27 protein-coding genes are annotated in these 24,610 nt (G+C 65.0%); 13 read left to right on the plus strand and 14 right to left on the minus strand.

Annotated features, from left to right (window positions below; genetic code table 11):
* Positions 1 to 51: 51 nt before the first annotated feature.
* Entirely contained in the window at positions 52 to 516 is a 465-nt protein-coding gene (locus CO731_RS22995; RefSeq protein ID WP_245439489.1) for an RT0821/Lpp0805 family surface protein, read from the minus strand.
* A 42-nt stretch (positions 517 to 558) separates the two neighbouring features.
* Here CO731_RS22995 and pdxH point away from each other — a divergent pair, with 42 nt between their 5' ends.
* Entirely contained in the window at positions 559 to 1,176 is a 618-nt protein-coding gene (pdxH, locus tag CO731_RS23000) for a pyridoxamine 5'-phosphate oxidase (RefSeq protein ID WP_108608969.1), read from the plus strand.
* Between the two features lie 31 nt (positions 1,177 to 1,207).
* On the opposite strand, the gene CO731_RS23005 is transcribed toward pdxH, so the two are convergent.
* Both CO731_RS23005 and CO731_RS23010 read right to left on the minus strand, forming a co-directional pair.
* Positions 1,208 to 1,960, minus strand: a complete 753-nt coding sequence (locus CO731_RS23005; RefSeq protein ID WP_108608970.1) for a crotonase/enoyl-CoA hydratase family protein — start codon at positions 1,958 to 1,960, stop codon at positions 1,208 to 1,210.
* Positions 1,961 to 1,985: 25 nt separating this feature from the next.
* Positions 1,986 to 3,764, minus strand: a complete 1,779-nt coding sequence (locus CO731_RS23010; RefSeq protein WP_108608971.1) for an acyl-CoA dehydrogenase — start codon at positions 3,762 to 3,764, stop codon at positions 1,986 to 1,988.
* 168 nt (positions 3,765 to 3,932) lie between these two features.
* On the opposite strand from CO731_RS23010, the gene CO731_RS23015 reads away from it, so the two are divergent.
* Together CO731_RS23015 and CO731_RS23020 are read left to right on the plus strand one after the other, a co-directional pair.
* On the plus strand, positions 3,933 to 4,178 hold the full coding sequence (locus tag CO731_RS23015; protein WP_108608972.1) for a hypothetical protein: 246 nt from the start codon (positions 3,933 to 3,935) through the stop codon (positions 4,176 to 4,178).
* A gap of 90 nt (positions 4,179 to 4,268) precedes the next feature.
* Complete coding sequence (locus tag CO731_RS23020; RefSeq protein WP_245439491.1) at positions 4,269 to 5,426, plus strand: GH25 family lysozyme; 1,158 nt, start codon at positions 4,269 to 4,271, stop codon at positions 5,424 to 5,426.
* A 23-nt stretch (positions 5,427 to 5,449) separates the two neighbouring features.
* On the opposite strand, the gene purD is transcribed toward CO731_RS23020, so the two are convergent.
* The 3 genes from purD to CO731_RS23035 form a co-directional block, all read right to left on the minus strand.
* The gene (gene purD / locus CO731_RS23025) at positions 5,450 to 6,727 is read right to left on the minus strand and encodes a phosphoribosylamine--glycine ligase (RefSeq protein ID WP_108608974.1); all 1,278 of its coding nucleotides are present in this window, start codon (positions 6,725 to 6,727) and stop codon (positions 5,450 to 5,452) included.
* A 109-nt stretch (positions 6,728 to 6,836) separates the two neighbouring features.
* Positions 6,837 to 7,109 carry a Txe/YoeB family addiction module toxin gene (locus CO731_RS23030; RefSeq protein ID WP_108608975.1) on the minus strand — a complete coding sequence of 91 codons (273 nt, stop codon included), beginning with the start codon at positions 7,107 to 7,109 and terminating at the stop codon, positions 6,837 to 6,839.
* Positions 7,109 to 7,360: a type II toxin-antitoxin system prevent-host-death family antitoxin gene (locus tag CO731_RS23035; protein WP_108608976.1), complete on the minus strand. Its 252-nt coding sequence runs from the start codon at positions 7,358 to 7,360 to the stop codon at positions 7,109 to 7,111. The genes CO731_RS23030 and CO731_RS23035 overlap by 1 nt, the downstream gene beginning before the upstream one ends.
* Positions 7,361 to 7,460: 100 nt before the next feature.
* Between CO731_RS23035 and ubiA the strand changes: the two genes are divergently transcribed.
* Entirely contained in the window at positions 7,461 to 8,444 is a 984-nt protein-coding gene (gene ubiA / locus CO731_RS23040; RefSeq protein WP_108608977.1) for a 4-hydroxybenzoate octaprenyltransferase, read from the plus strand.
* Here the strand turns inward: ubiA and CO731_RS23045 are convergent, their stop codons facing one another.
* The 3 genes from CO731_RS23045 to CO731_RS23055 form a co-directional block, all read right to left on the minus strand.
* Positions 8,445 to 9,011 carry a DUF6101 family protein gene (locus tag CO731_RS23045; protein WP_108608978.1) on the minus strand — a complete coding sequence of 189 codons (567 nt, stop codon included), beginning with the start codon at positions 9,009 to 9,011 and terminating at the stop codon, positions 8,445 to 8,447.
* A gap of 167 nt (positions 9,012 to 9,178) precedes the next feature.
* Positions 9,179 to 10,609 carry an FAD-binding oxidoreductase gene (locus tag CO731_RS23050; RefSeq protein ID WP_108608979.1) on the minus strand — a complete coding sequence of 477 codons (1,431 nt, stop codon included), beginning with the start codon at positions 10,607 to 10,609 and terminating at the stop codon, positions 9,179 to 9,181.
* A 15-nt stretch (positions 10,610 to 10,624) separates the two neighbouring features.
* Entirely contained in the window at positions 10,625 to 11,593 is a 969-nt protein-coding gene (locus CO731_RS23055; RefSeq protein ID WP_245439493.1) for an L-threonylcarbamoyladenylate synthase, read from the minus strand.
* A 171-nt stretch (positions 11,594 to 11,764) separates the two neighbouring features.
* On the opposite strand from CO731_RS23055, the gene CO731_RS23060 reads away from it, so the two are divergent.
* Both CO731_RS23060 and CO731_RS23065 read left to right on the plus strand, forming a co-directional pair.
* A complete protein-coding gene (locus CO731_RS23060; protein ID WP_108608981.1) occupies positions 11,765 to 12,169 on the plus strand; it encodes a hypothetical protein in 405 nt (134 codons plus the stop codon).
* 95 nt (positions 12,170 to 12,264) lie between these two features.
* Entirely contained in the window at positions 12,265 to 12,648 is a 384-nt protein-coding gene (locus tag CO731_RS23065; protein ID WP_108608982.1) for a hypothetical protein, read from the plus strand.
* Positions 12,649 to 12,681: 33 nt separating this feature from the next.
* Here CO731_RS23065 and glyS read toward each other — a convergent pair whose 3' ends face one another.
* Positions 12,682 to 14,973, minus strand: coding sequence for a glycine--tRNA ligase subunit beta (gene glyS / locus CO731_RS23070; protein WP_108608983.1), 2,292 nt, complete (start codon positions 14,971 to 14,973; stop codon positions 12,682 to 12,684).
* A 200-nt stretch (positions 14,974 to 15,173) separates the two neighbouring features.
* Between glyS and CO731_RS28820 the strand changes: the two genes are divergently transcribed.
* Positions 15,174 to 15,350, plus strand: a complete 177-nt coding sequence (locus CO731_RS28820; protein WP_159091687.1) for a hypothetical protein — start codon at positions 15,174 to 15,176, stop codon at positions 15,348 to 15,350.
* Positions 15,351 to 15,381: 31 nt separating this feature from the next.
* On the opposite strand, the gene CO731_RS23075 is transcribed toward CO731_RS28820, so the two are convergent.
* The 3 genes from CO731_RS23075 to CO731_RS23085 form a co-directional block, all read right to left on the minus strand.
* Positions 15,382 to 16,326: a glycine--tRNA ligase subunit alpha gene (locus tag CO731_RS23075; RefSeq protein WP_108608984.1), complete on the minus strand. Its 945-nt coding sequence runs from the start codon at positions 16,324 to 16,326 to the stop codon at positions 15,382 to 15,384.
* A gap of 115 nt (positions 16,327 to 16,441) precedes the next feature.
* Positions 16,442 to 18,445, minus strand: a complete 2,004-nt coding sequence (locus tag CO731_RS23080) for a tetratricopeptide repeat protein (protein ID WP_108608985.1) — start codon at positions 18,443 to 18,445, stop codon at positions 16,442 to 16,444.
* Between the two features lie 181 nt (positions 18,446 to 18,626).
* On the minus strand, positions 18,627 to 19,643 hold the full coding sequence (locus tag CO731_RS23085) for a polyprenyl synthetase family protein (protein WP_108608986.1): 1,017 nt from the start codon (positions 19,641 to 19,643) through the stop codon (positions 18,627 to 18,629).
* A 151-nt stretch (positions 19,644 to 19,794) separates the two neighbouring features.
* On the opposite strand from CO731_RS23085, the gene CO731_RS23090 reads away from it, so the two are divergent.
* The 6 genes from CO731_RS23090 to moaB all read left to right on the plus strand — a co-directional run bounded on the left by CO731_RS23090 (position 19,795) and on the right by moaB (position 23,461).
* Positions 19,795 to 20,019, plus strand: coding sequence for a DUF2007 domain-containing protein (locus CO731_RS23090; protein ID WP_108608987.1), 225 nt, complete (start codon positions 19,795 to 19,797; stop codon positions 20,017 to 20,019).
* On the plus strand, positions 20,016 to 20,816 hold the full coding sequence (locus tag CO731_RS23095) for a methyltransferase (protein ID WP_108608988.1): 801 nt from the start codon (positions 20,016 to 20,018) through the stop codon (positions 20,814 to 20,816). The genes CO731_RS23090 and CO731_RS23095 overlap by 4 nt, the downstream gene beginning before the upstream one ends.
* Positions 20,817 to 20,888: 72 nt before the next feature.
* The gene (locus CO731_RS23100) at positions 20,889 to 21,755 is read left to right on the plus strand and encodes a S49 family peptidase (protein ID WP_108608989.1); all 867 of its coding nucleotides are present in this window, start codon (positions 20,889 to 20,891) and stop codon (positions 21,753 to 21,755) included.
* Positions 21,756 to 21,836: 81 nt separating this feature from the next.
* Positions 21,837 to 22,022: a hypothetical protein gene (locus tag CO731_RS23105; RefSeq protein WP_108608990.1), complete on the plus strand. Its 186-nt coding sequence runs from the start codon at positions 21,837 to 21,839 to the stop codon at positions 22,020 to 22,022.
* 10 nt (positions 22,023 to 22,032) lie between these two features.
* Positions 22,033 to 22,899, plus strand: a complete 867-nt coding sequence (locus tag CO731_RS23110; protein WP_108608991.1) for a 4-(cytidine 5'-diphospho)-2-C-methyl-D-erythritol kinase — start codon at positions 22,033 to 22,035, stop codon at positions 22,897 to 22,899.
* Between the two features lie 10 nt (positions 22,900 to 22,909).
* A complete protein-coding gene (moaB, locus tag CO731_RS23115) occupies positions 22,910 to 23,461 on the plus strand; it encodes a molybdenum cofactor biosynthesis protein B (protein WP_108608992.1) in 552 nt (183 codons plus the stop codon).
* A 12-nt stretch (positions 23,462 to 23,473) separates the two neighbouring features.
* Here moaB and CO731_RS23120 read toward each other — a convergent pair whose 3' ends face one another.
* Positions 23,474 to 24,598 (minus strand): hypothetical protein, encoded by a 1,125-nt coding sequence (locus CO731_RS23120; protein ID WP_159091688.1) that lies wholly within the window; start codon positions 24,596 to 24,598, stop codon positions 23,474 to 23,476.
* Between the last annotated feature and the right edge of the window lie 12 nt (positions 24,599 to 24,610).

The raw sequence follows: 24,610 nt of genomic DNA on the forward strand, positions 1-24,610 counted from the left end.
TATATGCGCTTGGCTAGGAAGAAATTCCAGAGGCAGGGATGCCGCAAAGCGTCAGGCGGGCTCGAATGCCACCATCTGCCAGGCCCCGGCACCGGCGGCGCACACTTCGCCCTTGAACAGGCCGACGCCGTCGAAGCTTTCGCGCGAGGCGGCAAATTGCCGGCACAACACGCCACGTCCGGTGCTTTCCACCAGCGCGCTGATCGAACCGCGAGATCCGGTCTCCGTATTGGCCCAAGGAATCGCCTGCCCTTGCAGGCCTTCGACATCGGCGGAAGAGACGGCGTTGCGGATCGTCGCCTCGTCGGACAGCCGATTCGCATCGCTGCTCCGGTTGGCGTCGTCCGGAACCTTGCTGGTCAGCAGCGTTCGGTCCACCTCGGCCTTCTCCAGGCTGAAGCCGCCAACACCACAGGCGCTGATCGTCGTCAGGCTAAGCAGCAGCACCACCTTGAAGGATCGGAACCCAAATTGTGGGAGGCAATGGCCCTCAAAGGCTTGCGCGAAGCGCGACAATAGGCATTCTCCCGGTCGTAAATGGCAGGTCGAGTAAGAGCTATGACGGACACTGAGTTAACAAGCGGTGACTTCACCGAGAGCGCCGAGCCTTATCGGCTGTTTGCAGCGTGGCTGAAGGACGCAACGGCCAGCGAACCGAACGATCCCAACGCGGTGGCACTGGCAACCGTCGACACCGACGGGCTGCCGGACGTGCGCATGGTGCTGCTCAAGGGCTTCGACGAACATGGCTTCGTCTTCTACACCAACTTCGAGAGCGCCAAGGGCCGCGAGATCCTGGCGACGATGAAGGCCGCGATGTGCTTCCACTGGAAATCGCTGCGGCGCCAGGTCCGTGTGCGCGGCCCGGTGGAGATCGTCAGCGATGCCGAGGCCAACGAGTATTTCGCCACCCGTCCGCGCGGCAGCCGCATCGGCGCCTGGGCGTCGAAGCAGTCGCGCCCGCTTGAAAGCCGTTTCGCGCTGGAGAAGGCAGTGGCCGAATACACCGTGCGCCACGCCATCGGCGAAATCCCGCGCCCGGCGCACTGGTCAGGCTTCCGCATTGTGCCGAGCCAGATCGAGTTCTGGCACGACCGTCCGTTCCGGCTGCATGACCGCGTCGTCTTCACCCGCGCTGCCGACGGCGGCTGGGACAAGGACAGGCTGTATCCGTAAGCCCTTCACCCTCCTCCGGGGAGGGTGAAAATCAGCCCTTCTTCCGCGTCATGAAGGCGACGAGCGCGGCGCGCGCCTCGTCGGACTTGAGCCGGGCACGGAAGTGCTCGCCTTCCACCTTGATGCGGGCGACGAGCTCCGAGCGGTCGCCGCGCATGAGGTCGCGGGCGATCTTCAGCGCTTCCGGCGGCTTGGTCGCGATTTCACGGGCAGCCGCAAGCGTTGCAGCCTCCAGCTCGTCTTCAGCCACGACTTTGTAGATCAGCCCCGCAGCGAGCGCCCGTTCCGCCGGGAACCCCTCGCCCAGGCCGAGCAGCGCAAAGGCGCCCTGGCGCCCAAGCACCTGCGGCGCAAGCAGGCTGGACCCCGCCTCCGGCACCAGTCCCAGGTCGACGAAGGGCGTGCGGAACACGGTACGCGGCGTGGCGAAGGTCAGGTCGCAATGCAGGTTGATGGTCGTGCCGATGCCGACGGCGATGCCGTCGACGCCCGAAACCACCGGCTTTTCGGTCCTGGCCAGGGCAAGCAGGAAATCCCAAACCTCGCCGCCACCTTCGCCACCAGTGGCGATCGTCATGAAGTCGGCGAGGTCGTTGCCGGCCGAGAACGCGCCTGGCACGCCGAGGAAGACATGAACGCGCACTGCCGGATCGGCATCGCCGGCGGCAAGTGCCGCCGCCATCTCGGCATACATGGCTCGGGTGATCGCGTTCTTCTTGTCCGGACGGTTCATCCGGATGGTCTGCACGGCATCCTGCCGTTCGATGATAATGTGGTCGCTCACGTCAGACTGTTCCTCGTCCCATAATTCATGCCGAAAGCAGCGCCTTGGCGGCTTCGCGCAGGCTTGCCGCGCCGCCGGTGACGCGGTCCTTGAGAGCCGCCGTCTCGCCGAGCAGGTTCTCGGCAAAGAACCGGCACAATGCCACGCGCCCGGCGTTGCCATCGGCAAGGGCCGCGCGTGCCAGATAGGCGCCACCGGCAGCCAGCGCGAACAGCCGGAGATAGGGCGTGGCACCGGCTAGGGCATCGTCCGTCCTGCCGTCCTCAAGCAGCTTCTGCAGGAAGCGCGTGGTCTGCTGCAGGTCGTCCAGCGACTGCTCAAGGCAGATGGCGCTGCGGCCGTAGTCCTCGTTGTTCAGCGCCGCGACCGCATTGGCCACCGCGTCGAGTTCGCCGATGTAGTCGAAGACGTGGTCGCCGTTGCCCAGCGGCAGCTTGCGGGTGACCAGGTCGATCGCCTGGATGCCGTTGGTACCCTCATAGATCGGGGCGATGCGGGCATCGCGCAGCAGCCGGGCCGCACCCGTCTCCTCTATGAAGCCCATGCCGCCATGCACCTGCACGCCAAGCGACGCGACATCGACGCCGACATCAGTGGGGAAGGCTTTCGCGACCGGGGTCAACAGATTGGCACGGTCCTGCCAGTGCGCCTTGGCCGAACCTTCCGAAACCCGCGCCATGTCTATGGCATAAGCACAGGAATAGGCGATGGCCCGCGCGCTTTGCGTCAGCGCCTTCATGGTCAACAGGTTGCGCTGCACGTCGGGGTGATGGACGATCGGCGCCATGCCCTCGCCGGTGTAGCCGGATGCCTTGCCCTGCTGGCGGTCGTTGGCATAGGCGAGCGCCTTCTGGAAGGCCGTCTCGGCCACCGCCACCCCCTGCATGCCGACGGCGAGGCGGGCGTTGTTCATCATGGTGAACATGCAGGCAAGGCCCCGGTTTTCCTCGCCGATCAGCCAGCCGACCGCACCCGGCTCGCGGTCTTTGGCAAAACCGTCGCCATAGATCATCGTGCAGGTCGGCGAGGCGTGGATGCCGAGCTTCTCCTCGAGCCCAGAGCAGAACACGTCGTTGCGTGCACCCGGCGTGCCGTCGTCGTTGAGCAGAAACTTTGGCACGAGGAACAGTGAAATGCCGCGCGTGCCGGCCGGCGCATCGGGCAGGCGCGCCAGAACCAGGTGCACGATGTTGTCGGTCAGATCGTGCTCGCCATAGGTGATGAAGATTTTCTGGCCGAAGATGCGGTAGGTGCCATCGCCGGCGCGCTCGGCACGGGTGCGCAGCGCTGCCAGATCCGACCCGGCCTGCGGCTCGGTCAGGTTCATGGTGCCCATCCACTCGCCCGAGACGAGCTTTGCCAGATAGGCCGCCTGCAGTTCCTCCGATGCGTGTTTCTCCAGCGCCTCGACCGCGCCCATCGACAGCGTCGGGCCGATGCCGAAGGCCATCGAGGCCGAATTCCACATTTCAAGCGCCGCGACCCCGATCATCGTCGGCAGGCCCTGGCCGCCGAACGCCTCGGGACCGTTGAGGCTGTTCCAGCCGCCCTCGGCCCAGTGCTTGTAGACGGCCTTCCAGCCGGGTGGCGTGGTCACGGCCGCGTCCTTGAGCTTTGCCCCCACCTTGTCGCCGATCTCGTAGAGCGGGGCCACCTCTTCGCTGGCGAAGCGACCGGCCTCACCCAGGATGGCGTCGACCAGATCTTCGCCGAGGTCGCCAAAGGTTCCCGCATCGAGCGCCGCCTTCAGCCCCGCGACGTGCTTCAACGCAAAGGCAATCTCTTCCACCGGGGCGCGATACATGACACTTCCTCCTGGTCATCCCACGCGGCCCGTCGGCCGCCTTGCGCGACACACTATCCGCCTTCCTCCGCCGAGGGGAAGTGACTTTTGACGTAAACGTCAATTTTTTGACAGGCTTCGAACTAAAGTCTGGCGCTGCTAAAAGGGGCGAAACAACGAGGTTCACAGATGCTCGCCCGCCCCGATCCCTACAGCTGCGTCGAATGCGGCCTGCCGTTCCGATCGGAAGGTTTCTGCTATCACGAGGGCAGGGTCGAGAATGGTGCCGCCTACTGGACCGACCGCGGCATCCTGTGCTCGCCCAAATGCTCTCTCGCGCACTACCGCAAGCGCGAGGCCGACGGCACGCTTCCGACGGAAGCCGCGCCCGATCCTTTCGACCTGCAGGCGATCTCATTCAACGACGGCAAATAGGGCGCCTTTGCAACCGCTGGGCGGTGGAGCTTCATCAGCATTTCCTTAACCATGGCGGTTCACCATCGGTTCGTCACCGAGGATGGCCGCTTGAGGGGATTGACGTCCAAGCTTCACCGTTTCGCGCTCGCGGCGCTCACCGCCGCGTGGGCCATTCACCTGCCCGCGACGGCTGAAGCCTCCGATTTCTCCGAACCGTGGAAGAAGGTCGACCGGGCGCTCGTCATCGACGCCTACGAATACAACTCGATCGACTGGCAGAAGCTCGCCGGCGACAAGCGCATCGTCGGCTTCATCAACAAGGCCTCCGACGGGCTGCCGCCAGCCTATTCCTGCTCCGGCGACGAAACCGCCTACAGGCTGTGCAAGGCGCTGTGGAAACGCCATGCGGTGGCGCGCGAACTGTTCCACACCCGCAGGACCGTCGCCAAGGCGCTCGGCCTCAAATGGGGCGCCTACCACCTCGCCCGCCCCGGCAACCCGATCGAGCAGGCGGAGAATTTCCTCGACTTCGCCGAGCCGGGCCCCGACGACCTGATGGCGCTCGACATCGAGGAAAACGATCCAACGAAGTGGATGTCGCTGGAGGATGCGGAAATCTTCGTCCGCCACATCTTCCTGCGCACCGGCCGCTATCCGATCCTCTATACCAACGGCTCGACGTCCCGCTATATCGCCGACAACCGCTACCGTTACCGGCTCCTGTCGCGCCTGCCGCTCTGGTATGCCCGCTACAAGCCCGAGATCGGCATCCATTTCCCGAAGGGCAACTGGCAGAGCTACACGCTGTGGCAGTTCTCGGCGCAAGCCAATTGCGGCATCCGCCGCTGCCCCTACCGGGTCGCCGGCACGCCCAACGACATCGACGTCAACGTCGCGCCGATGGATGCCGAAAGCCTGCGAAAAGTCTGGCCGTTCGGCCAACTGATCGAATCGACCGACGAATTCGTCGCATCAGTGCCGGTGCCTATCGCCCGCGAAAACGGACTCAGGGGCGAAAGTCGCATTACCTATGCTTCGGTCGCCTACCCGGTTCGCCTCGATCTTCTGGCGGAAGCGCTGCGCTCGAGCTGGAACAAGGCGGTTCTCGGCGCCGTGCCGGCGATCCAGGCGCCTGCAAGCCGGCATCCCCACGGCATGGCGGAATACATCGCCGCCAGGCTCGACGCACGCCTCAATACCGGCCGCAAGGCCGAGTTCGACCCGGTTTCAACCGCCTCGACGGAGATGGACAGCGCCGCGCGCTAGCCGGAGGCGCCTAAATCCGGCGCCTACTTCCGCTGTTCGCGTTCCACCGCAAGCCAGCCGATGTCGCGGCGACAGAAGCCCTCCGGCCAGTCGACCAGATCGACCGCAGCATAGGCTTTCTGTTGCGCTTCGCTGACATTGCTGCCGATCGCCGTGACGTTCAGCACGCGGCCGCCATTGGCGACGATGTTGCCGCCCTGCACGGCGGTGCCGGCATGGAACACCCGGGCGCCGGAGGCTTCGGCCTTGTCGATGCCAGAGATGACCGAGCCCTTTTCCGGCGTGCCGGGGTAGCCCTTCGCCGCCATCACGACGGTAAGGGCGGCCTCGTCGCGCCAGCGCGCCGAGACATGCGCGAGCTGGCCGTCCGTGGCAGCGTTGAGCAGCACGAGCAGGTCTTCCTTCAGCCGCAGCATCAGCACCTGGCATTCGGGATCGCCGAAGCGGGTGTTGTATTCGATCAGCCTCGGCCCCTTGTCGGTCAGCATCAGGCCGGCAAACAGCACCCCGGCAAAGGGCGAGCCCATCTCAGCCATGCCGCGCATCGTCGGCTCGACGATCTCGCGCATCGTCTGCTCGATCAGTTCGGGTGTCATGACGGGCGCCGGCGAATAGGCGCCCATACCGCCGGTGTTGGGGCCAACGTCACCGTCGCCGACGCGCTTGTGGTCCTGCGCCGTGCCGAACGGCAGTGCTGTCTTGCCGTCGCACAAGCAGAAGAAGCTCGCTTCCTCGCCGGTCATGAATTCCTCGACGACCACCGATGCGCCGGCACCGCCAAAGGCACCGTCGAAGCAGCCGTCCACGGCGCCCAGTGCCTCATCCAGCGTCATCGCCACGGTCACGCCCTTGCCGGCAGCCAGGCCGTCCGCCTTGATGACGATCGGCGCTCCCATCTTCTCGACATAGGCGCGGGCCTCGGCGGCATTGTCGAAACGACCATAGGCAGCGGTCGGGATACCGTAGCGGGCGCAGAGATCCTTGGTGAAGCCCTTGGAGCCCTCGAGCTGGGCGGCCGCCTTCGACGGGCCAAACACGCGAATGCCTGCCGCGCGCAGGTCATCGCCGATACCCGCCACCAGCGGGCCCTCAGGCCCCACGACGACAAGATCGATGGCCTTGTCCTTGCAGAAAGAGACGACCGCCGCGTGGTCGGCAAGGTCGAGCGCCACGAGCTCGGTTTCCTGGGCAATGCCGGGATTGCCGGGCGCGGCATAAAGCCTGGTCAGCATCGGCGATGCCGCAAGCTTCCAGGCCAGCGCGTGTTCGCGGCCGCCGGAGCCGATGAGCAGGATGTTCATGCGCTTGACCTCTTGCCGATGCGGAATTTGATGCACCCGCTAGTGGTCGAGAGGGACGAGGTCAAGGAAAGATCGCGTTCGCGCGTCCCGCCATTCGCAACAGCAACAGCTACTTGTCGTAATGATAGCGGCAGGCGGCAATCTCCAAGGCCTGGGTATCGCCCTTGCCGGTCACCCGATAGACGAGCCGGTGCTCGCGCGTGATACGGCGCGACCAGAAGCCGGCAAAATTGCCGGAAAGCGGCTCGGGCTTGCCAATGCCGACGAAGGGCGAGCGCCTAGTATCCTTGATGAGTTCATTGATGCGGTTGCAAACGGTCCTATCGCTCTGCTGCCAGAACAGATAATCGGACCAGGAGGCTTCCGAAAAAATGATCAGCATCACTCGATGAGGTCTCGTTCGAGGCCGGTGCCAGCATTGAGTTCATCGATGGAGCGCTGGAGATGCTCGGCGTTGGCACGCGAACTCAGCAAATGCAGGGTTTCGCGAAGCCCCTCAAGCTCGGACAGGGCCATGACCACCATCGGCTCATGATTCTGCCTAGTCACCACCAATTCGATCCGGTCTTCCTCGACCTTGTCGAAATGCTTGGCCATGTTGGCGCGAAGTTCGGTAAGCGTGACATACGTCATGTTGACCTCCTTGATCCGTCCCGTACATATACACGTACAGATTGGTCGCTTCAAGCTGCAGCCGCTTGACGCCCGCCCGCCTCGCTGGCACTCCCGTCACATGGAACAGATCCAATCGAAAGCCGGCCAGGGCCGGGTCGCCGACGCCCCCAGCGGACATTGGGTTTACCGCGCCTTGCCGCGCGGCCTCTGGCCCTACGCGCAGCTCGCGCGCTGGGATCGGCCGATCGGCTGGGTGCTGTTGCTCTGGCCGTGCTGGTGGTCGGCGGCGATGGCGGCGAGCGCCTATGCGAGGCCGGCCGACAGCCTGATGTCGCTGCTTCCATCGCCCTGGTTTCTCTTTCTGTTTCTCGTCGGCGCCGTCGCCATGCGCGGCGCCGGCTGCACCTATAACGACATCGTCGACGAAGGCATCGACGCGCAGGTCGAGCGCACCCGGTCGCGCCCCCTGCCCTCCGGCCAGGTCACGCGCAGGCAGGCCTGGACATTCCTGGTGCTCCAGGCGCTGGTCGGGTTTGTCGTGCTGTTGCAGTTCAACAGCTTCGCCATCCTGCTCGGCATCTCGTCGTTGGTGATCGTCGCGATCTACCCGTTTATGAAGCGCATCACCAACTGGCCGCAGTTCGTTCTGGGCCTCGCCTTCTCGTGGGGCGCGCTGATGGGCTGGGCGGCCGAGTTCGGCGACCTCGACGCGCCGGCCGTGCTGCTCTATTTCGGATCGGTCATGTGGGTGATCGGCTACGACACGATCTACGCCCACCAGGACAAGGAAGACGACGCGCTCGTCGGCGTGAAGTCGACGGCACGTTTCTTCGGCGAAAACACCAAATCGTGGCTGGTCGGCTTGTACGCCGGGGCGCTGATGCTGTTTGCAACGGCCTTTGCCATCGCGCAGGTGCCGATGCCGGCGCTGGCAGGACTGGTTGCCGCCGGCATCCACATGGCGCGGCAGATCACGTCGCTCGATATCGACGATCCCGACCAGTGCCTCCGACTGTTCAGGTCGAACGGCCAGGTCGGATGGATCATCTTCATCGGCTTGCTTTGCGGCGGCGCCTGGGTGGCGCTGAAGCCGCTGATCTGATCACGCCCGGGCGATGATCTCCTCGCCGTCGATGACGAGGCGCACGCCGAGATTGCCAGACTTGCGGCGGGCGAGGAAGCGCGGCCGGCGCATGCGCGACACGCGACCCTTGCGGCGTTCCTGCGCCGGCATGGTCTTGATCGCCGCACCGAGCGACTCCTCGAGCGTACGGGCAATGCCGTCCGCCTCGATCAGCAGCATCGGCAGGCTGTAGAAGTCGGCCCAGGCGCGCCAGTCGGCGGCAACGTCGTCGAGATCGTGGGCAACCAGCAGCGGCACCGACAGCATCGGATCGTTGTGCAGCAGTTCGAGCGTCACCGTGACGTTGAGGTTCTCGTCCTCCATGGCACGCGCAGCGACACCGCGAAAGGCGCGGGCCGGCAGTGCGATGATGGCGGGGAGCCCGCTCTGCGCCAGCACCCGGCGGATGACCGCGCCGCGATGGTCGATGGTGAAGGTGACGTCGCCAAGGTCGTCACGCGTGGCGTAGCTGACCATCTGCGGCAAGCGGAACGGGTCGAGGCGCATGTTGCGTCCCGCCCAGACTGGCTTCAGTCCGGTGTTCATATTGTGCCTTCCTGTTATCTCCTGAGAGCCGGTTCCGGTCTCTCCGGACCAGTTTTCCCGGTCTCGTTGGGAAGGACACTAGCGGGGTCGCCTTACCGCCCCGCTTAAGAAATTCGGTTAAATTTTGCTGATCGCGGCGATGGTTATCGGAATGCCACCAGAGACGTTCAAATCGTCTTGCCGGGGTTCATGATCCCGGCAGGATCGAACGCCGACTTGACCCTGCGCATCAGCTCGATGGCGTGCGGAGGTGCTGTGGCAATCAGCTCGTCGCGCTTGAGCTGGCCTATGCCGTGCTCGGCGGAGATCGAGCCATTCATGCTACGGACCACGTCGTGAACTGCCTTGTTCATGTCGCGGTACAGGGCGAGGAACGCCGCAGCTTCCATGCCCACCGGCTGCGAGATGTTGTAGTGCAGATTGCCGTCGCCCATATGGCCGAAGCAGACCACCCGCGCCTCGGCACACACTCCGGCAACAGCCACTGCCGCCTGCTCGATGAAAGCCGGAATACTGGCGATGGGCACCGATATGTCGTGCTTGATCGAGGCGCCTTCCGGCTTCTGTGATTCTGGCAGCATCTCGCGCAGGCGCCAGAACTCGTTCGCCTGGCCGACGCTCGCGGCAATCACCGCATCGCCGACCTGTTCGGCCTCGAAACCGGCAGACAGGATATCCTCGATCAGCGTGCGTGCATCCTCGGCCGAACGGCCCGACGAGATTTCCATCAGCACTTCCCACTGCCAGTCGCCAGTGAGAGGAGGCCGGGCATCGGGGATGTGGCGCATGGCGAAGCTCATGGGCGTCCGGCCGATGAGCTCGAAAGCGGTAAGCGCCCCTCCGCCAAGGTCCTGCGCAATGTTGAACAGCGCCAAAGCCGCCTCGGCCGACGGCAGGCCGACCCAGGCAACTTCGCGCCCCTTCGGCTTCGGGAAGAGCTTGAGCACGGCGGCGGTGATGATGCCGAGCGTGCCTTCCGCACCGACGAACAGGTTCTTCAGGTCGTAGCCGGTATTGTCCTTCTTGAGCTTGCGCAGATCGTCCAGCACCTCGCCGGTGGGCAGCACCACCTCGACGCCGAGGCAGAGTTCGCGGGCATTGCCATAGGCCACGACGCCTGTACCGCCGGCGTTGGACGACAGGTTGCCGCCGATCTGGCAGGAGCCTTGCGACGCCAGCGACAGCGGATAGAGCCGGCCGACCTCGTCGGCCGCCTTGTGCAACGTGTCGAGCACGACGCCGGCTTCGGCGATCACCGTGTTGGAAACGGGGTCGATCTCCCTGATCCGATTGAGCCGCGACAGCGACAGCACGACCTGGCCACCCGAACGGTCGGGAACCTGACCGCCGACAAGCCCGGTGTTGCCGCCCTGCGGCACGATCGGCGTGCGCGTCTCAGAGGCGAGCTTCATGATGGCGCTGACCTCCTCGACGCTGCCCGGGCGCAGCACCAGCGTGGTTGCGCCGGTGAACAGCCCACGTGGCTCATGCACATAGGGCTCGATGTCGGCCTCGGCGCGAACGGCGTAGCGCTCACCTACGATGGCGGCAAAGCGCTCGGCGAGCGCAGGATCGAGACCGGGAAGGTTTTGCGTCATCTTGTGAAGCTAAATTCAGACGTGGGGATTGTCACGGGGTGCTGCCGCACGTGCCAGCCGGTCGTTGATCGCTTCGCCGAGCTCTTCTGATGGCACCGGCTCGACGGCTATCATTGCGGCACCGCTGCGGTCGAGCGCCTGAAGATGGGCAAACAGATTTGTCGCCGCTTCGCGCAGGTCGCCGCTCTCGGAGAGGTTCAAGAAGGCGCGCGCCTGCTGCCAGCCTTCGGCACGCTTCGGCCCGAAGCCGAGCAGCGCCTCGCCTGCCCCGACGATACCTGCGTTGAGCCGCATCGCGGCACCCGGCGCATAGTGCGAGGCGAGCATGCCCGGCGCTTCGATGCCGGCGGTGGCACCGCGCAGCAAAGGCGCGCCGGCTACCGCTTCGATCTCGCTGGCGGCAACTCCGCCCGGGCGCAGCAGGCGCACCTTGCCGTCCTCGACCTTGACGATCGTCGACTCGAGCCCGACCGGCGTGGCGCCACCATCGACGACAAGCGGAATACGGCCACCAAGGTCGCTCGCCACCGCCTCGCCGCTGGTCGAACTGATCTTGCCCGACGTGTTGGCACTGGGTGCCGCCAGCGGCCTCCCGAGCCTTGCGATCAGCGTGCCGCCAAATCCCTTGGGCATGCGCAGTGCAATCGTGTCGAGACCGGCCGTGACCAATGGATGAATGCCTGATCCAGCACGCAGCGGCACGACCAGCGTCAGCGGGCCGGGCCAGAATTTTTCCGCCAGCCTCCGCGACAGCGGATCGAAGACGCCGATGCGCTCGGCCATGGCCATGTCGGCGACATGAGCGATCAGGGGATTGAAACGCGGGCGGCCCTTGGCCTCGAAGATGCGGGCGACCGCCTCGCCATTGGTGGCGTCGCCGGCAAGGCCATAGACGGTCTCGGTCGGGATGGCGACAACTTCGCCTGCGCGGAGCAGGGCCAGTGCCGCGTCCATCGCCTTGTCCGCTGCGATCAATTCCGCCACGTCATAGCATTCCAGTTGAATGCCCCGGTCCCTAGCCCGCATCCGGCTGGGCGACAAGACCGAGACCCACAAATTCAGCCATTGCCTAAAATGCAGGGCATCTTCGCAAGCCGGCTGCAACCGCCGGCCAGCTACATTGCCCTCAAAGGTTGATTCAAAACTGAGGGCTAAATGCGCCTGTTTGCTGCGTTTCTTGTTGCCGGCATCGTCGCTTCCGGGTCGGCCCATGCGTCATCGATCGTCGTCGTCAAAGACGACGCGGCCAGCCCGTCGTCGATCACCGTCGAAGTACCGAAGTCGACATCCGGCGCAATCGTCGCGATCGGCATGCCAGGCATCGATACCGGCAAGGTTGCCGCAGTCGACGCCAAGAGCTCCAGCCCCGAACTGGCCCCCGAAATGATGGTCATACGCGGCGGCGAGGTCGGCAGCGCATCGCCGGAACCGGCATCGGCTGCGCCGGCCTCGGCAGATGCCGCCGCGCCTGCCCAGCAGGCCGCCAGCGGCCAGCCTGCCCTGCCGGCGTCGTCTGACCACGCAGCAGTCGATCCAGCAGTGCCGGTCGAAACACAGTAGACTGGCTTGACCGCCTTCCAGTCGATGTGCAGGTTCGCGCAGCGTTCGATGCCGCGCGAACGGCACATACGCAGATTTGGACAAGGGGTTGATCCATGAAGGCAATTCGTTTGACGTCGGTAGGGCTCGCCGCCGCACTCTTCCTCGGTGCAAGCGCCGCGCAGGCCGACCAGTTGCTCGGCACCTATGTCGCACGCATCTCGGAACGGGATCACCAGGCCAGTGACGGCTATGCGCTCGACAGCGCAGCCCAGGTCGTGCGGCAGGATCGCGCCAACGTCCACCGGCACATCCAGACCGACGAGGAAGACGACATCGACGGCTGGTTCACGACCAATGCCAAGCGCGCTCGCTTCGAGCAGTTGTTGAACCGGCCAGGCGCGATGAGCAATTCGACCCGCAGCGCCATCTTGCACGGCGATCCGCTGATCGAGGTCGAGGTCTACCGCGAGAGCGTCAGGGTCCGCCTGCTCGACTAGCAATATGCGAGGGCGGCCCTGCGCCGCCCCGCCTCAGCCTGCGATCTTGGAGAAATCGGCAACCTGGTCGGTCGCCGCACGGATGCGGGCGAGCAGCGCCAGGCGATTTGCCCGCACGGACAGATCCTCGTCATTGACCAGAACCTTCTCGAAGAATGAATCAACCGGTTCACGCAGCACGCTCAGCGCGCGCATGGCGCCGGAAAAGTCTTCATTCCGTATGGCTTGGCCGGCTTCGCTGATGGCCTGATTCATCGGCGCGAACAGCGCCTTCTCGGCTTCCTCGCGGAACAGGCCGGGGTCGACGGCGGCGGCTACGGCCGTGCCCTTCTTCTCCTCGGCAGCCAGGATGTTCGCCGCGCGCTTGGTGCCGGCAAGCAGGTTCTTGCCGTCCTCGGTGTCGAGGAACTGCCCCAGCGCCTCGACCCGGCGGGTGATGGTCAACAGGTCGTCGGCATCAGGCGTGATCACCGCGTCGATCAGGTCGTGGCGGGCGCCGAGCTCGCGCAGGTAGACCTTGAGACGGTCATGGAAGAACGCCAGCAGGTCGGCCTTGAGCGCGCCGGCACCTGCGATGACTTCCTGGCGCAGCTCGGCCTCGTAGGCGGCAAGCGCGTTGTCGACATCCTGCTCGCCATCGACATCGCCGCTGTCGATCGCCGCCTGCGAGGCTTCGAACGCCGCCAGCCGGCGCTGGACGGAGGCCTCCTCGAGCTGCCCAAGTGCTGCATCGAACAGCCCCTGCAACGGCAGGCTGCCACGCGCCGACAGGATGATCCTGACGATACCGAGGGCGGCGCGACGAAGCGCATAGGGGTCCTTCGAACCCGTCGGCTTCTCATCGATGGTCCAGAAGCCGACCAGCGTGTCGAGCTTGTCGGCGAGCGCCACCGACACCGAAACCGGATCTGCCGGCACGCGGTCGGAAGGGCCCTGCGGCTTGTAGTGTTCTTCGAGAGCGGCAGCGACCGACGGGCTTTCGCCCTGCAGCAACGCATATTTGCGGCCCATGGCACCCTGCAGTTCGGGGAACTCGCCGACGACCTCGGTCTGCAGGTCAGCCTTGGCGAGCACGGCCGCGCGGTCGGCCAGCTTCGGTTCGGCACCGACCAGCGGCGCAATGGCGCGGGCCAGCCCGCGGATACGCTGGACGCGCGCGCCTTGCGTGCCGAGCTTGGCGTGGAAGGTCACGCCGAGATGGTCGAGGCGGGCCATGCGCTGGTCAAGCGGCTTCCTGAGGTCGAGGGCGAAGGCTTCCGCCGACGACTTCAGCGTGCCGAGGTCGGGCAGGTCGCCCTGGTCGGTGTTCCAAAAATAGAGCGCGTCCGACAAGCGCGCGCGCACCACCTTGCCGTTGCCGTGGGCGATCTCCTTGCCGCCGTCCTTAGCCTCGATGTTCGAGGTCAGGATGAAATGGTTGGAGAGCGCATCCTCCTGGCCCTGCGGCCGCGTGACGAAGCACTTCTGGTTGGCCCGGATGGTCAGCCGGATCACCTCGGCCGGAATCTCCAGGAAGGCATCCTCGAAGGTGCCCATCAGCACGACCGGCCATTCGACCAGCCCTGAAACCTCTTCCAGCAGCCCCTCGTCCTCGACCAGTTCGAGCCCGCTGGCAAAGGCCAGGTTGCGCGCGTCGGCGACGATCATCTCCTTGCGGCGGTCGGCGTCGATGACCACCTTGGCGGCCTCCAGCTTGGCGGCATAATCGTCGAAGCGGCGTACGGTGATCGCCTCGGGCGCGTGGAAACGGTGGCCGTAGGTGACGTTGCCCGAACGGATGCCGTCGACCTCGAAGTCGATGACGACTGGCTCCTCGGTCTCGGGACCGAAGGTGCAGACGATCGACTGCAGCGGACGCACCCAGCGCAGGCTGCCCGGCTTGGCCGAGGCCGGGCCCCAGCGCATCGACTTCGGCCAAGGGAAGCTCTTGACGATCGCCGGCATCAGCTCGGCGATGATCTCCTCGGCCGAACGGCCCGGCTTGGAGATGTGGGCGACGTAGAAATCACCCTTCTTGGGATCGCTGTGGACATGGGCCTCGGAGATCGAGGCGAGGCCGGCGCTGCGCAGGAAGCCCTGGATCGCCGCTTCCGGCGCCTTGGTGCTCGGGCCCTTGCGTTCCTCGCGAATGTCCTTGGAGCGAGCCGTCAGCCCCCTGATGTCGAGCGTCAGCCGGCGCGGCGTCCAGTATTCGCGCGCCGCCTCATAGGTCAGCCCGGCCTCGACCAGACCGTCGGTCAGCATCTTCCTGAGATCGCCCGCCGCCTTGCGCTGCATGCGCGCGGGGATTTCTTCGGAACGCAACTCTAAAAGCAGATCGGGCATCGGACGGGCTCACGCGGGAAATGGTCCGCGCGGCATAGCAACTCAGCTGCCCGCTGTCACCTCCAGTGCGCGTCGAGCAAAATTCCATGCGGCTGTCGGGCCGCGGCCGATCGAATCGTCCTTGGGATGAAGATTTCCATGAACCGAACGCTGCGCTCGAGCGACCCACGCTCAGACAGACACCTATTGGCCGAACGACAATGAAAACCGCCTCCGCCCTGCTCCAGATCCTCAGCCTCAGCGCCCTGCTCGCCATGCATGTGGCGGCACCGACCGAATTCAGGATGCCGGGCGTGCGCAAGGCGCTGCAGACGATAAATGGCGAGGTCGTCCAGACGCACCTCGCGGCGGGACTGGAATTCGCTATTCCAGCTTAGCGCAACGTTGAAGCATCGCTCCTGGCGAGCCTCAGGCCGCCAGGCCACCCGCTTCCGTCAGCAGGAAGGCCTCGCCGCACGCCTTGGACAGGTTGCGAACGCGCAGGATGTAGCTCTGGCGCTCGGTGACCGAGATCACGCCGCGTGCGTCGAGGAGGTTGAAGACATGGCTCGCCTTGATGCACTGGTCGTAGGCCGGGAACACCATCTTGTGCTGGGCAAGATTGCCGCCTTCGGCGGGTGCGCCTGCAGCCAGCAGCGCCTTGCACTCGGCCTCGGCATCCTCGAAATGCCTGAGGAGCATCGCCGTGTTGGCGTGCTCGAAATTGTGCCGGGAATATTCCTGCTCGGCCTGCAGGAAGACCTCGCCATAGGTGACCTTCTCGTCGCCCTCGAGGCCGTTGAAATTGAGGTCGTAGACGTTGTCGACGCCCTGCACATACATCGCCAGGCGCTCGAGGCCATAGGTCAGCTCGCCGGCCACGGGCGCGCATTCGATGCCGCAGACCTGCTGGAAGTAGGTGAACTGCGACACTTCCATACCGTCGCACCAGCACTCCCAGCCAAGGCCCCAGGCGCCCAGCGTCGGGCTTTCCCAATCGTCCTCGACGAAGCGGATGTCATGCACCAGCGGGTCGATGCCGATCGCCTTCAACGAGCCGAGATAGAGTTCCTGCAGGTTGGACGGGTTCGGCTTCAGGATCACCTGATACTGGTAGTAATGCTGCAGCCGGTTGGGGTTCTCGCCATAGCGGCCGTCCTTGGGACGGCGCGACGGCTGCACGTAAGCCGCGTTCCAACGCCGGGGACCGAGCGCACGCAAGGTCGTCGCCGGATGGAAGGTACCGGCGCCCACTTCCATGTCGTATGGCTGCAGGATGATGCAGCCCTGCGCGGCCCAGAAATTGTGCAGCGTCAGGATCAGCCCCTGGAACGAGCGGCTGGGGTGCATGTGGGCAGGCATGGTGTTGGTCACGGGCAACGCTCGATCATTGGCGCCCCGCAGCAAAACGGGGCCAGAGAGGCCCCGTCCTATTCCGCCCGAAGATATGGGTCAAGCAGCGGCACTCAGCCGCCGCCTTCGCTGCCGGTCAATTGCCCGGCAGACGCAGTTCCTGACCGGGCGCCAGCCGGGCCGGATCGCCGCGCAGTTCGGGATTGAGATCGAGCAGTTCGCGATAGCGGTCGCCGTTGCCCAGCACCTCGTTGGCGATCGACCACAGCGACTGGCCGCGCTGCACCTTGTAGGCGGCGGGAATGGCCTCGATCACAGGCTCTGGCGCCGGCGTTTCAAGCTCGCTCTTCTTCTGGCTGTCCGTCGCCGGGGCTGCCGGCTTGACCAATGGTGGCTTTGCCGGGGCTTCGAGTGCCGTGGGCTTCTCCGGCAGCGGCGGCATGCCTTTCGCCAGTTTCTGTTCGACGTCGGCCAGAACATTCGGCTCCGGCTTCATGTCGCGCGCATGGCTCCACTGGAAGGTCGCTTCGAGCCTGCGCCCGGCACGCCAGTAAGCATCGCCAAGGTGGTCGTTCAAAACCGCATCGTCGGGCTTGAGCGAAACGGCGCGCTCCAGTTCGCGCACGGCATCGTCGAAGCGGCCAAGACGATAATAGGCCCAGCCGAGCGAATCGATGATGTAGCCGTCGCTCGGGCGCAGATCGGCGGCCTGCTTGATCATCCCGAGGCCTTCCTCGAGATTGATGTTCATGTCGACCCAGGAATAGCCGAGATAGTTGAGCACCTGCGGCTGGTTGGGGAACAGCTTCAGCGCCTCGCGGAAATTCGGCTCGGCCTTCTGCCATTCCTTGAGCCGCTCATAGGCGATGCCACGCTGGTAGAAGACGTTCCAGTTGGCGTTGGTCGGCGCCTTCAGCACACCTACCGCCTTGTCGTAGGTATCGGCTGCAGCCCCATAGTTGTCGGTCGCGGCATAGACGCCGCCGAGCGCTAGATAACCGCGCATGTCATCGGGATTGGCGTCGACCAATGCCTTGAGGTGCTTGATCGCTTCGTCGTGGCGCTTCAGGTCGGCAAGGTTGAGGCCAAGCTGCAGTTCCGACAGCCGCTTGAGCGGCGAACTTGCCGGCACGCGGCGATAGAGTGCGATCGCCTGCTCACCGTCCTGCTGCTGTTCGGCAATCGCCGCGAGTTGCACCAGCAACTCGTCGCTCTCCGGCTTCAGCGCCAGCGCGTATTGCAGGTAGAGCCTGACGAACGGCTCGCCGCCGCCGCGGTTGAGCGCGGTCGACAGATTGAGCAGGATTTCGGCGGCACCGTCATTCGGGCCGGAGACCAGCGGCGCAATCTTCTCGCCCTTGGTGATCTTTTCGCGCAAGGACGAAATCGGCAGTTTGCCCGGCGCAAATTCATCGGCACGGTCGAGGATCGCCAGCGCCTCGGCCTTCTTGCCGCCGCGCGCCAGGAAGCCGGCATAGGCCTCGGCGGCACGCATCCAGGTTTCGGGAGCTGCGCTGCCGGCACCAAGATTGTCGATCGCCGCCTTGTAGATCTCGCCGGCCTTGTCTTTCTGGCCGGCAGCCTCGGCGATCAGCGCACGATGGTAGGTCTTGAACAGGTCGTACCATTCGGGTCCCTCGAGCTTGTCGAGGAACTGCAGCCCGTCACCGGCCTTGCCTTCACCCTGCTTGGCCCAGCCGGTCATCACACCGGTGATCAGGCGGTCGAGGTCGGATTCGAGTGCCAGCTTGAGCCAGTTCTGGGCGGCTTCGTAATCCTTCTTGCGGAAGGTATCGACAGCCAGCGCCAGGCGCGAGAAGCGCTCGACGTCCGGCACCGTCTTCAGCATCTGGGCATAGGGCAGCGATTCATCAAAGCGGCCTTGCGCGATCAGCGCCAGCATCACGCTCTGCTGCAGGGCGGTATCCTCGGGATCGAAGGCCAGGGCGCGCTTGTAATAGGCAATGGCGCTGTCCAGATCGTCGTCGGCTTCGGCGGTACGTGCCGCCAGATAAGCTCCGGAAAACGAGCTGATCTCAACCGGCTCGGTGAGCTGTTTGGCATATCCGGGCTGGGTCAGGGCGGTAAAACCCGCCAGAGCCGCAAGGCCCAACAGCCAGATCGCGCGTCGCTGCCGCATGAAAGTCCTTCCTAGTGAGGTCCCACGGTCGTCATGACACCCGTAAGCCGGGTCGCAACCGCTTGTCTGCGCCAAGCATGGCCTTTTTGGGGTCGCGCATCAATCCGCACCTGCTTCACAATCCGACAACCGGCTCAAGGTTTTCACGAGTCCGGCGCCGGGCGCAAGGCCGTCTGCGGCCTCAGACGACGCGGCTTATGCAGAAATCGATGACGTCGAGCAGTGCCGCCTTCTGCGGCGTCTGCTCGAGCGGAGCCAGCGCGTCGCGGGCAATCTCGCCGAAATGGCTGGCGCGTCCGATCGTGTCGGCGATTGCCCCGTGCCGCACCATCAGGCCGACGGCCTTCTCCAGCGCCGCGTCGTCGGTGGCGCCGTCCTCGATCGCGCTCTTCCAGAAAGCACGTTCGGCAGCGGTGCCCCGGCGATAGCTCAGGATGACCGGCAACGTGACCTTGCCCTCGCGGAAGTCGTCGCCGACATTCTTGCCGAGGTCCTTGCTCGAACCGCCATAATCCAGCGCATCGTCGATGAGCTGGAAGGCAAGGCCAAGATTCATGCCGTAGGAGCGCAGTGCCGCCTTGTCGTTTTTCGAGGCGCCGGCGATGACCGGGCCGACTTCGGCGGCCGCAGAAAACAGCGCCGCGGTCTTTGCCTTGATGACGGCGAAATGCTCGTCCTCGGTGGTTTCGAGGTTCTTGGCCGCGGCAAGCTGCATGACCTCGCCCTCGGCGATGATCGATGCGGCCGAGGACAGGATGTCGAGTGCCTCGAGCGAACCGACCTCGACCATCATGCGGAACGCCTGGCCGAGCAGGAAGTCGCCGACGAGCACGCTCGCCTGGTTGCCCCAGATGGTACGCGCAGTTTTCTTGCCTCGACGCAGGTCGCTCTCGTCGACGACGTCGTCATGCAGCAGCGTTGCGGTGTGCATGAACTCGACCGACGTGGCGAGCCTGACGTGATTTTCGCCGGTGTAGCCGAACATCTGGGCGGCGGCCAAGGTCAGCATCGGCCTCAGGCGCTTGCCGCCCGAAGAAATGAGATGATTGGCGACTTCCGGGATCATCTCGACATCGGAGCCGGCCTTGGAAAGGATCAGCTCGTTGACCCTGGCCATGTCGGCCGAAGTCAGGTCGATCAAATCCTTGATCGACGCAGCGTCCCGCTTTCCCTTCTCGATGTTGAGAACGACACCCAAGGCCAACACTCCCAAATTACACAGGCGCGTGGTCGCGCGCGTAGCTCTTAGGCGATTCTAAGGCGGCATGCACACTGCCCGCAAGTGGCGAATTGGCGCGGTGCAACACGCAGCGTTTACTTCGCCGCCTCAAACTGCGAATTTCTCCGACATGATCGAACTCATCCGCACCAACGACGCCGTCATCATCTCCTTCGTGGAATCGCTGCTGCGCGATGCCGGCATCGGCTGCTTCGTCGCCGACCAGAACATGAGCGTGCTCGACGGTTCTATCGGCATCCTGCCACGCCGCATCATGATCGACGAGGACGACGCCGACGAGGCGCGCCAGTTGCTGATCGACGCCGGCATCGAGAACGAAATCCGCCAGAAGTGACAGCCGAACCGTCGCCAGCCCGGGAGGTGGACCTGCCGCCGCATACGGTGGACGCCTTCCATCGCGGCGACTTCTGGCTGGTCCAGCCCAAGGACAACGGCCACCGCGCCGGCATGGACGCCCTCATGCTCGCCGCCGCGATTCCGGGCTCCTTCGCCGGCCGGGTCGCCGATTTCGGCGCGGGCGCCGGTGCAGCCGGACTTGCGGTCGCTTCACGCTGCAAACAGGCAGAGGTGCTGCTGGTCGAGCTCACGCCTGAAATGGCAGCCTTTGCCTGTGCTACGCTTGCTCATCCCGGCAACACGCAACTGAGCGGACGCGCCTCGGTGCTCGTCGCCGACGTGGGGCTGTCGGGCAACGCACGGGCCAGGGCCGGGCTTGCAGACGTCTCGCTCGACTTCGTCATCATGAACCCGCCCTTCAATCCGCCGCACCACCGGCCGACGCCGGATGCGCTGAAGCGGCAGGCGCATGTCATGGAAGACGGGCTGTTCGACAACTGGATCAGGAGTGCCGCTGCCATGGTCAAGCCGCGCGGCGGGCTGGCCATCATCGCCCGGCCGGAACAGCTGGCCCCCATCCTCACCGCAATGGACGGCCGCTTCGGCAAGGTCGAGATCGTGCCGGTCCATCCACGCGCCGACGCCGCCGCGATACGCGTCATCGTGCGCGCCGTACGGGCGTCGCGGGCCCCCTTGGCTCTCTGCCCGCCATTGGTGCTGCGCGACGCGGACGACAGGTTCTCGCAACGCGCCAACGATATAAGCAACGGCCGATCTTCGCTTTTCGGCGACTGAGCAACGGGAAAACATTGCGGATGTCGCAAGAATACATACATCCCGCATGACACAGACCGGAGAGACCAAGCCGTGAAGAACCTGTTCCGCCGACTGCTGCCGAGATCGATGCGTGGCGGCGAAGTCGTCATTCCCGTCATCAGGCTGCAAGGCGCGATCATGTCGGGCGGCGGCCAGTTCCGACAGACACTTTCGCTGGCAACGACAGCCGGACTGATCGAAAAGGCATTTTCGATTTCCAGCGCGCCGGTCGTCGCCATCTCGATCAACTCGCCCGGCGGTTCGCCGGTGCAGTCGCGGCTGATCTACAAGCGCATCCGCGACCTTGCCGCCGAGAAGAACAAGAAGGTGCTGGTTTTCGTCGAGGACGTCGCCGCATCCGGCGGCTACATGATTGCGATTGCCGGCGACGAGATCATCGCCGATCCCTCCTCCATCGTCGGATCGATCGGCGTGGTCTCCGCTTCCTTCGGCTTCACCGACCTGATCAAGAAGATCGGCGTCGAGCGGCGCGTCTATACGGCGGGCGAGAACAAGGCGACGCTCGATCCGTTCCAGCCGGAAAAGGCAGAGGACATCGAGCGGCTGAAGAAGCTGCAGCTCGAAGTGCACGAGACCTTCATCGACATGGTCAAGGACCGTCGCCGCGGCAAACTCAAGGACGATCCTGACATGTTCACCGGCCTGTTCTGGTCGGGCAAGAAGGGCCTCGAACTCGGCCTCGTCGATTCCCTTGGCGACATGCGCACAGTACTCAAGGACCGCTACGGCGCCAAGGCCGAACTCAAGCTCATCACCGCGCCGCGTGGCCTGTTCGGCCGCCGGCTCGGCCTCGGCTCATCGGCCCTGGGCTTGACGCCCGATGCTGTGGGCGCAGCCGCCTCCGGGCTGGTGGATGCGGCGGAAGAACGCGCATTGTGGAGCCGGTTCGGCCTTTGAAAAAGCCGCAACCGCGGACTATCATCGGGGAATGATCCCGGCAGGCCGGAAACACCGGCAACCGAAGGGAGGAGAATGACGATGCCTCAGCTCATCTTTTTCGCGCTTGTCGGCGTGGTCGCCTATATCGGCTATCGCTCCTTCATCAGGGAGGCCGAGCGGGTGACGGCCAAGGTGCGGCGCAACGAGCGCCAGCGCCAGACCGGCGCTTCGGGCACGCTGGTCAAGGATCCCGAGACCGGCGAGTACCGGCTCGAGAAGGAATGACAGCCGGCTCGTGACCTTCAACAGCGTTCCGCTCGCCGAACTCGCCCCGGCCAAGATCAATCTCGCGCTGCATGTCACCGGCCGGCGCGCCGACGGCTACCACCTGCTTGAAACGCTCGTCGTGTTCGCCGAGTTCGGCGACCGTATCACCGTGACGGCTTCGGGCGAAGACAGCTTCTTCGTCGCCGGTCCCTTCGCCGGTAGCGTTCCGCGCGATGCCGGCAACCTCGTGCTGCGTGCCCGCGACGCCCTGCGTGGGGCTTATCCCGCCCATGCGACCCAGCCGGTTTCGATCACGCTCGAAAAGCACCTGCCGGTCGCTTCCGGCATCGGCGGCGGTTCGAGCGATGCGGCAGCGACGTTGCGGGCGCTTACCCGCCTCTGGCGCATCCCGGCCGACGCCGCCGCACTGGCCCGCCTCGCCCTGCCGCTCGGCGCCGACCTGCCGATGTGCATCGCCGGGCACCCGCTGATCGCCCGGGGCATCGGCGAGGAGCTCGATCCAGTCAGGCACTTCCCGGCCCTGCCGATGGTGCTGGTCAATCCCGGCGTCGCGGTGGAGACGCCCAAGGTGTTCCGCGCGCTGGCCTCGCGCGACAACCCCGCCCTTGCGCCGCTCGACAGCGCCGACACGGTGCTCGACTGGCTCGGCGCGACCCGCAACGACCTGGAAGGTGCTGCGATGTCGATCGAACCGTCCATCGCCGAGGTTCTGGCGGCACTTCGCCGCTCGGGTACTGCCTTCGCCCGCATGTCGGGCTCCGGCGCGACCTGCTTCGGCATCTTCGACAGTGCCGCCGCCGCTTCGCGTGCCGCCACCGCGATCTCAAGCGAACACCCCGGCTGGTTCAGCACCGCCACCATGACACGGACCTAGGAGCCCAAGAATGGCAAGCGAACCCCGCCCCTTCGTCCCTGTCCGCATCGCGGTGCTCACCGTTTCCGACAGCCGCACGCTTGCCGAGGACAAGTCGGGCCAGACGCTGGCCGACCGCATCACCGAGGCCGGCCACGTGCTCAAGGCGCGCGACATCGTCACCGACGACAAGGACAAGATCCGTGACCGCGTCACCGCCTGGTCGCTCGATCCCGAGATCGACGTGGTCATCACCACCGGCGGCACCGGCTTCACCGGCCGCGACGTCACGCCCGACGCGCTGGAGCCGATCTTCGAGAAGCGCATGGACGGCTTCTCGGAGGTGTTCCACCGCATCTCCTACGACAAGATCGGCACGTCGACGATCCAGTCACGCGCCACGGGGGGCGTGCTCAACGCCACCTTCGTCTTCGTGCTGCCGGGCTCGCCCGGCGCTTGCCGCGACGCCTGGGACGGCATCCTCAAGGCGCAGCTCGACTACCGCCACATGCCGTGCAATTTCGTGGAGATCATGCCGCGTCTCGACGAGCATCTCAGGCGCGGCGGCATCAAGACCGCCTGAACCTTTTCGGTATCATTGCTGCATCCATACCGGCGAAGACAGCACCTTCCTGATCAGGTCGCTTTGCCGGTGCGAGCCAGTCTTGACGAACATGCTCTTGAGATACTGGCGCGCGCTTTCATGCGTCAGGTCGAGCCGGCCCGCCGCCACCTTCAGCGTAGCTCCAGCGACCAGTAGTTCGAGCAACCTTGCCTCAGACCGTGTCAGGCCAAACATATGCTGCAGCTGCTCCGACTGCGCATCCACGAGTTGTTCGGGGTCGCTGATGAAGACCATGACCAGATCGCTCGGGGGCAAGGCAATCGACTGGCCGACCCGATTGGCCGACAAGGGACAGACGAGGAGCCGCAGCGGCTCTCCCTTGTCCCGTCGCAGGGTAAGCGCCTGGGACCGCCTGGTATCGCCGCGTGCCGCTGTCGCAATCGCCGCCTGCAGGCGTTGCGTATCGGGGTGGCGTTCGGCCACCAGCATGCCGGCGAAGATGGAGAATCCATCTCCGGCCATCGCAAGATCGCGTGCGATGCGATTGAGCGAGACAATTCTGGCATTCGCCCTGACGACAGCGACACCGAGCGGCAGCCTGTCGAGCGCCTCTTGCGCCACCAACCGGTCGAGATCGATTTCGGCGAAGCGCGTATGCAGCTTGATGACCCGCCGAAGATGCGGAACCAACTCGCGCAGGATCTCGCATTCCACCTCGCCGAAGCGCGGCCTGTCGGGCCCCCGCAGCATCATGAAAAACGACGTCGACTGTTCTTCCTCGATCAGATTGACGCCAAGGGTGTATTCGATGCCGTCCGGCGCCAGCACCTCCCGGTAAAGGCGGCTCGCATGGAAAGCTTCGTCGCTGACGATCATGCGGCAGTGCATGGGTACGAAGGGCCGCGCGACAAACGGAGCAAGACGAGGGTCCTCGCCCATCAGTTCCTCGTAGCTCCTGATCCGCTCCGGGGTGATGTCGTAGCCGTGGCTGATGACGAACGACAGCCGCTGGTCGACAAGGCTCAAGTGACCGATCTGCGCACTGCGGGATTCGAACAGGTCAACCGCTTCGGCGAGCGCAGCGGGCCAGCACGATGCATCGAGCGCCGCCTCATAGAGGCGATCCAGGAAGCCATCCAGATTCCGCTTTGCCATCATGCCTTTCGC

It is taken from the genome of Aminobacter sp. MSH1 (assembly GCF_003071665.1).
Taxonomy (GTDB): Bacteria; Pseudomonadota; Alphaproteobacteria; order Rhizobiales; family Rhizobiaceae; genus Aminobacter; species Aminobacter niigataensis.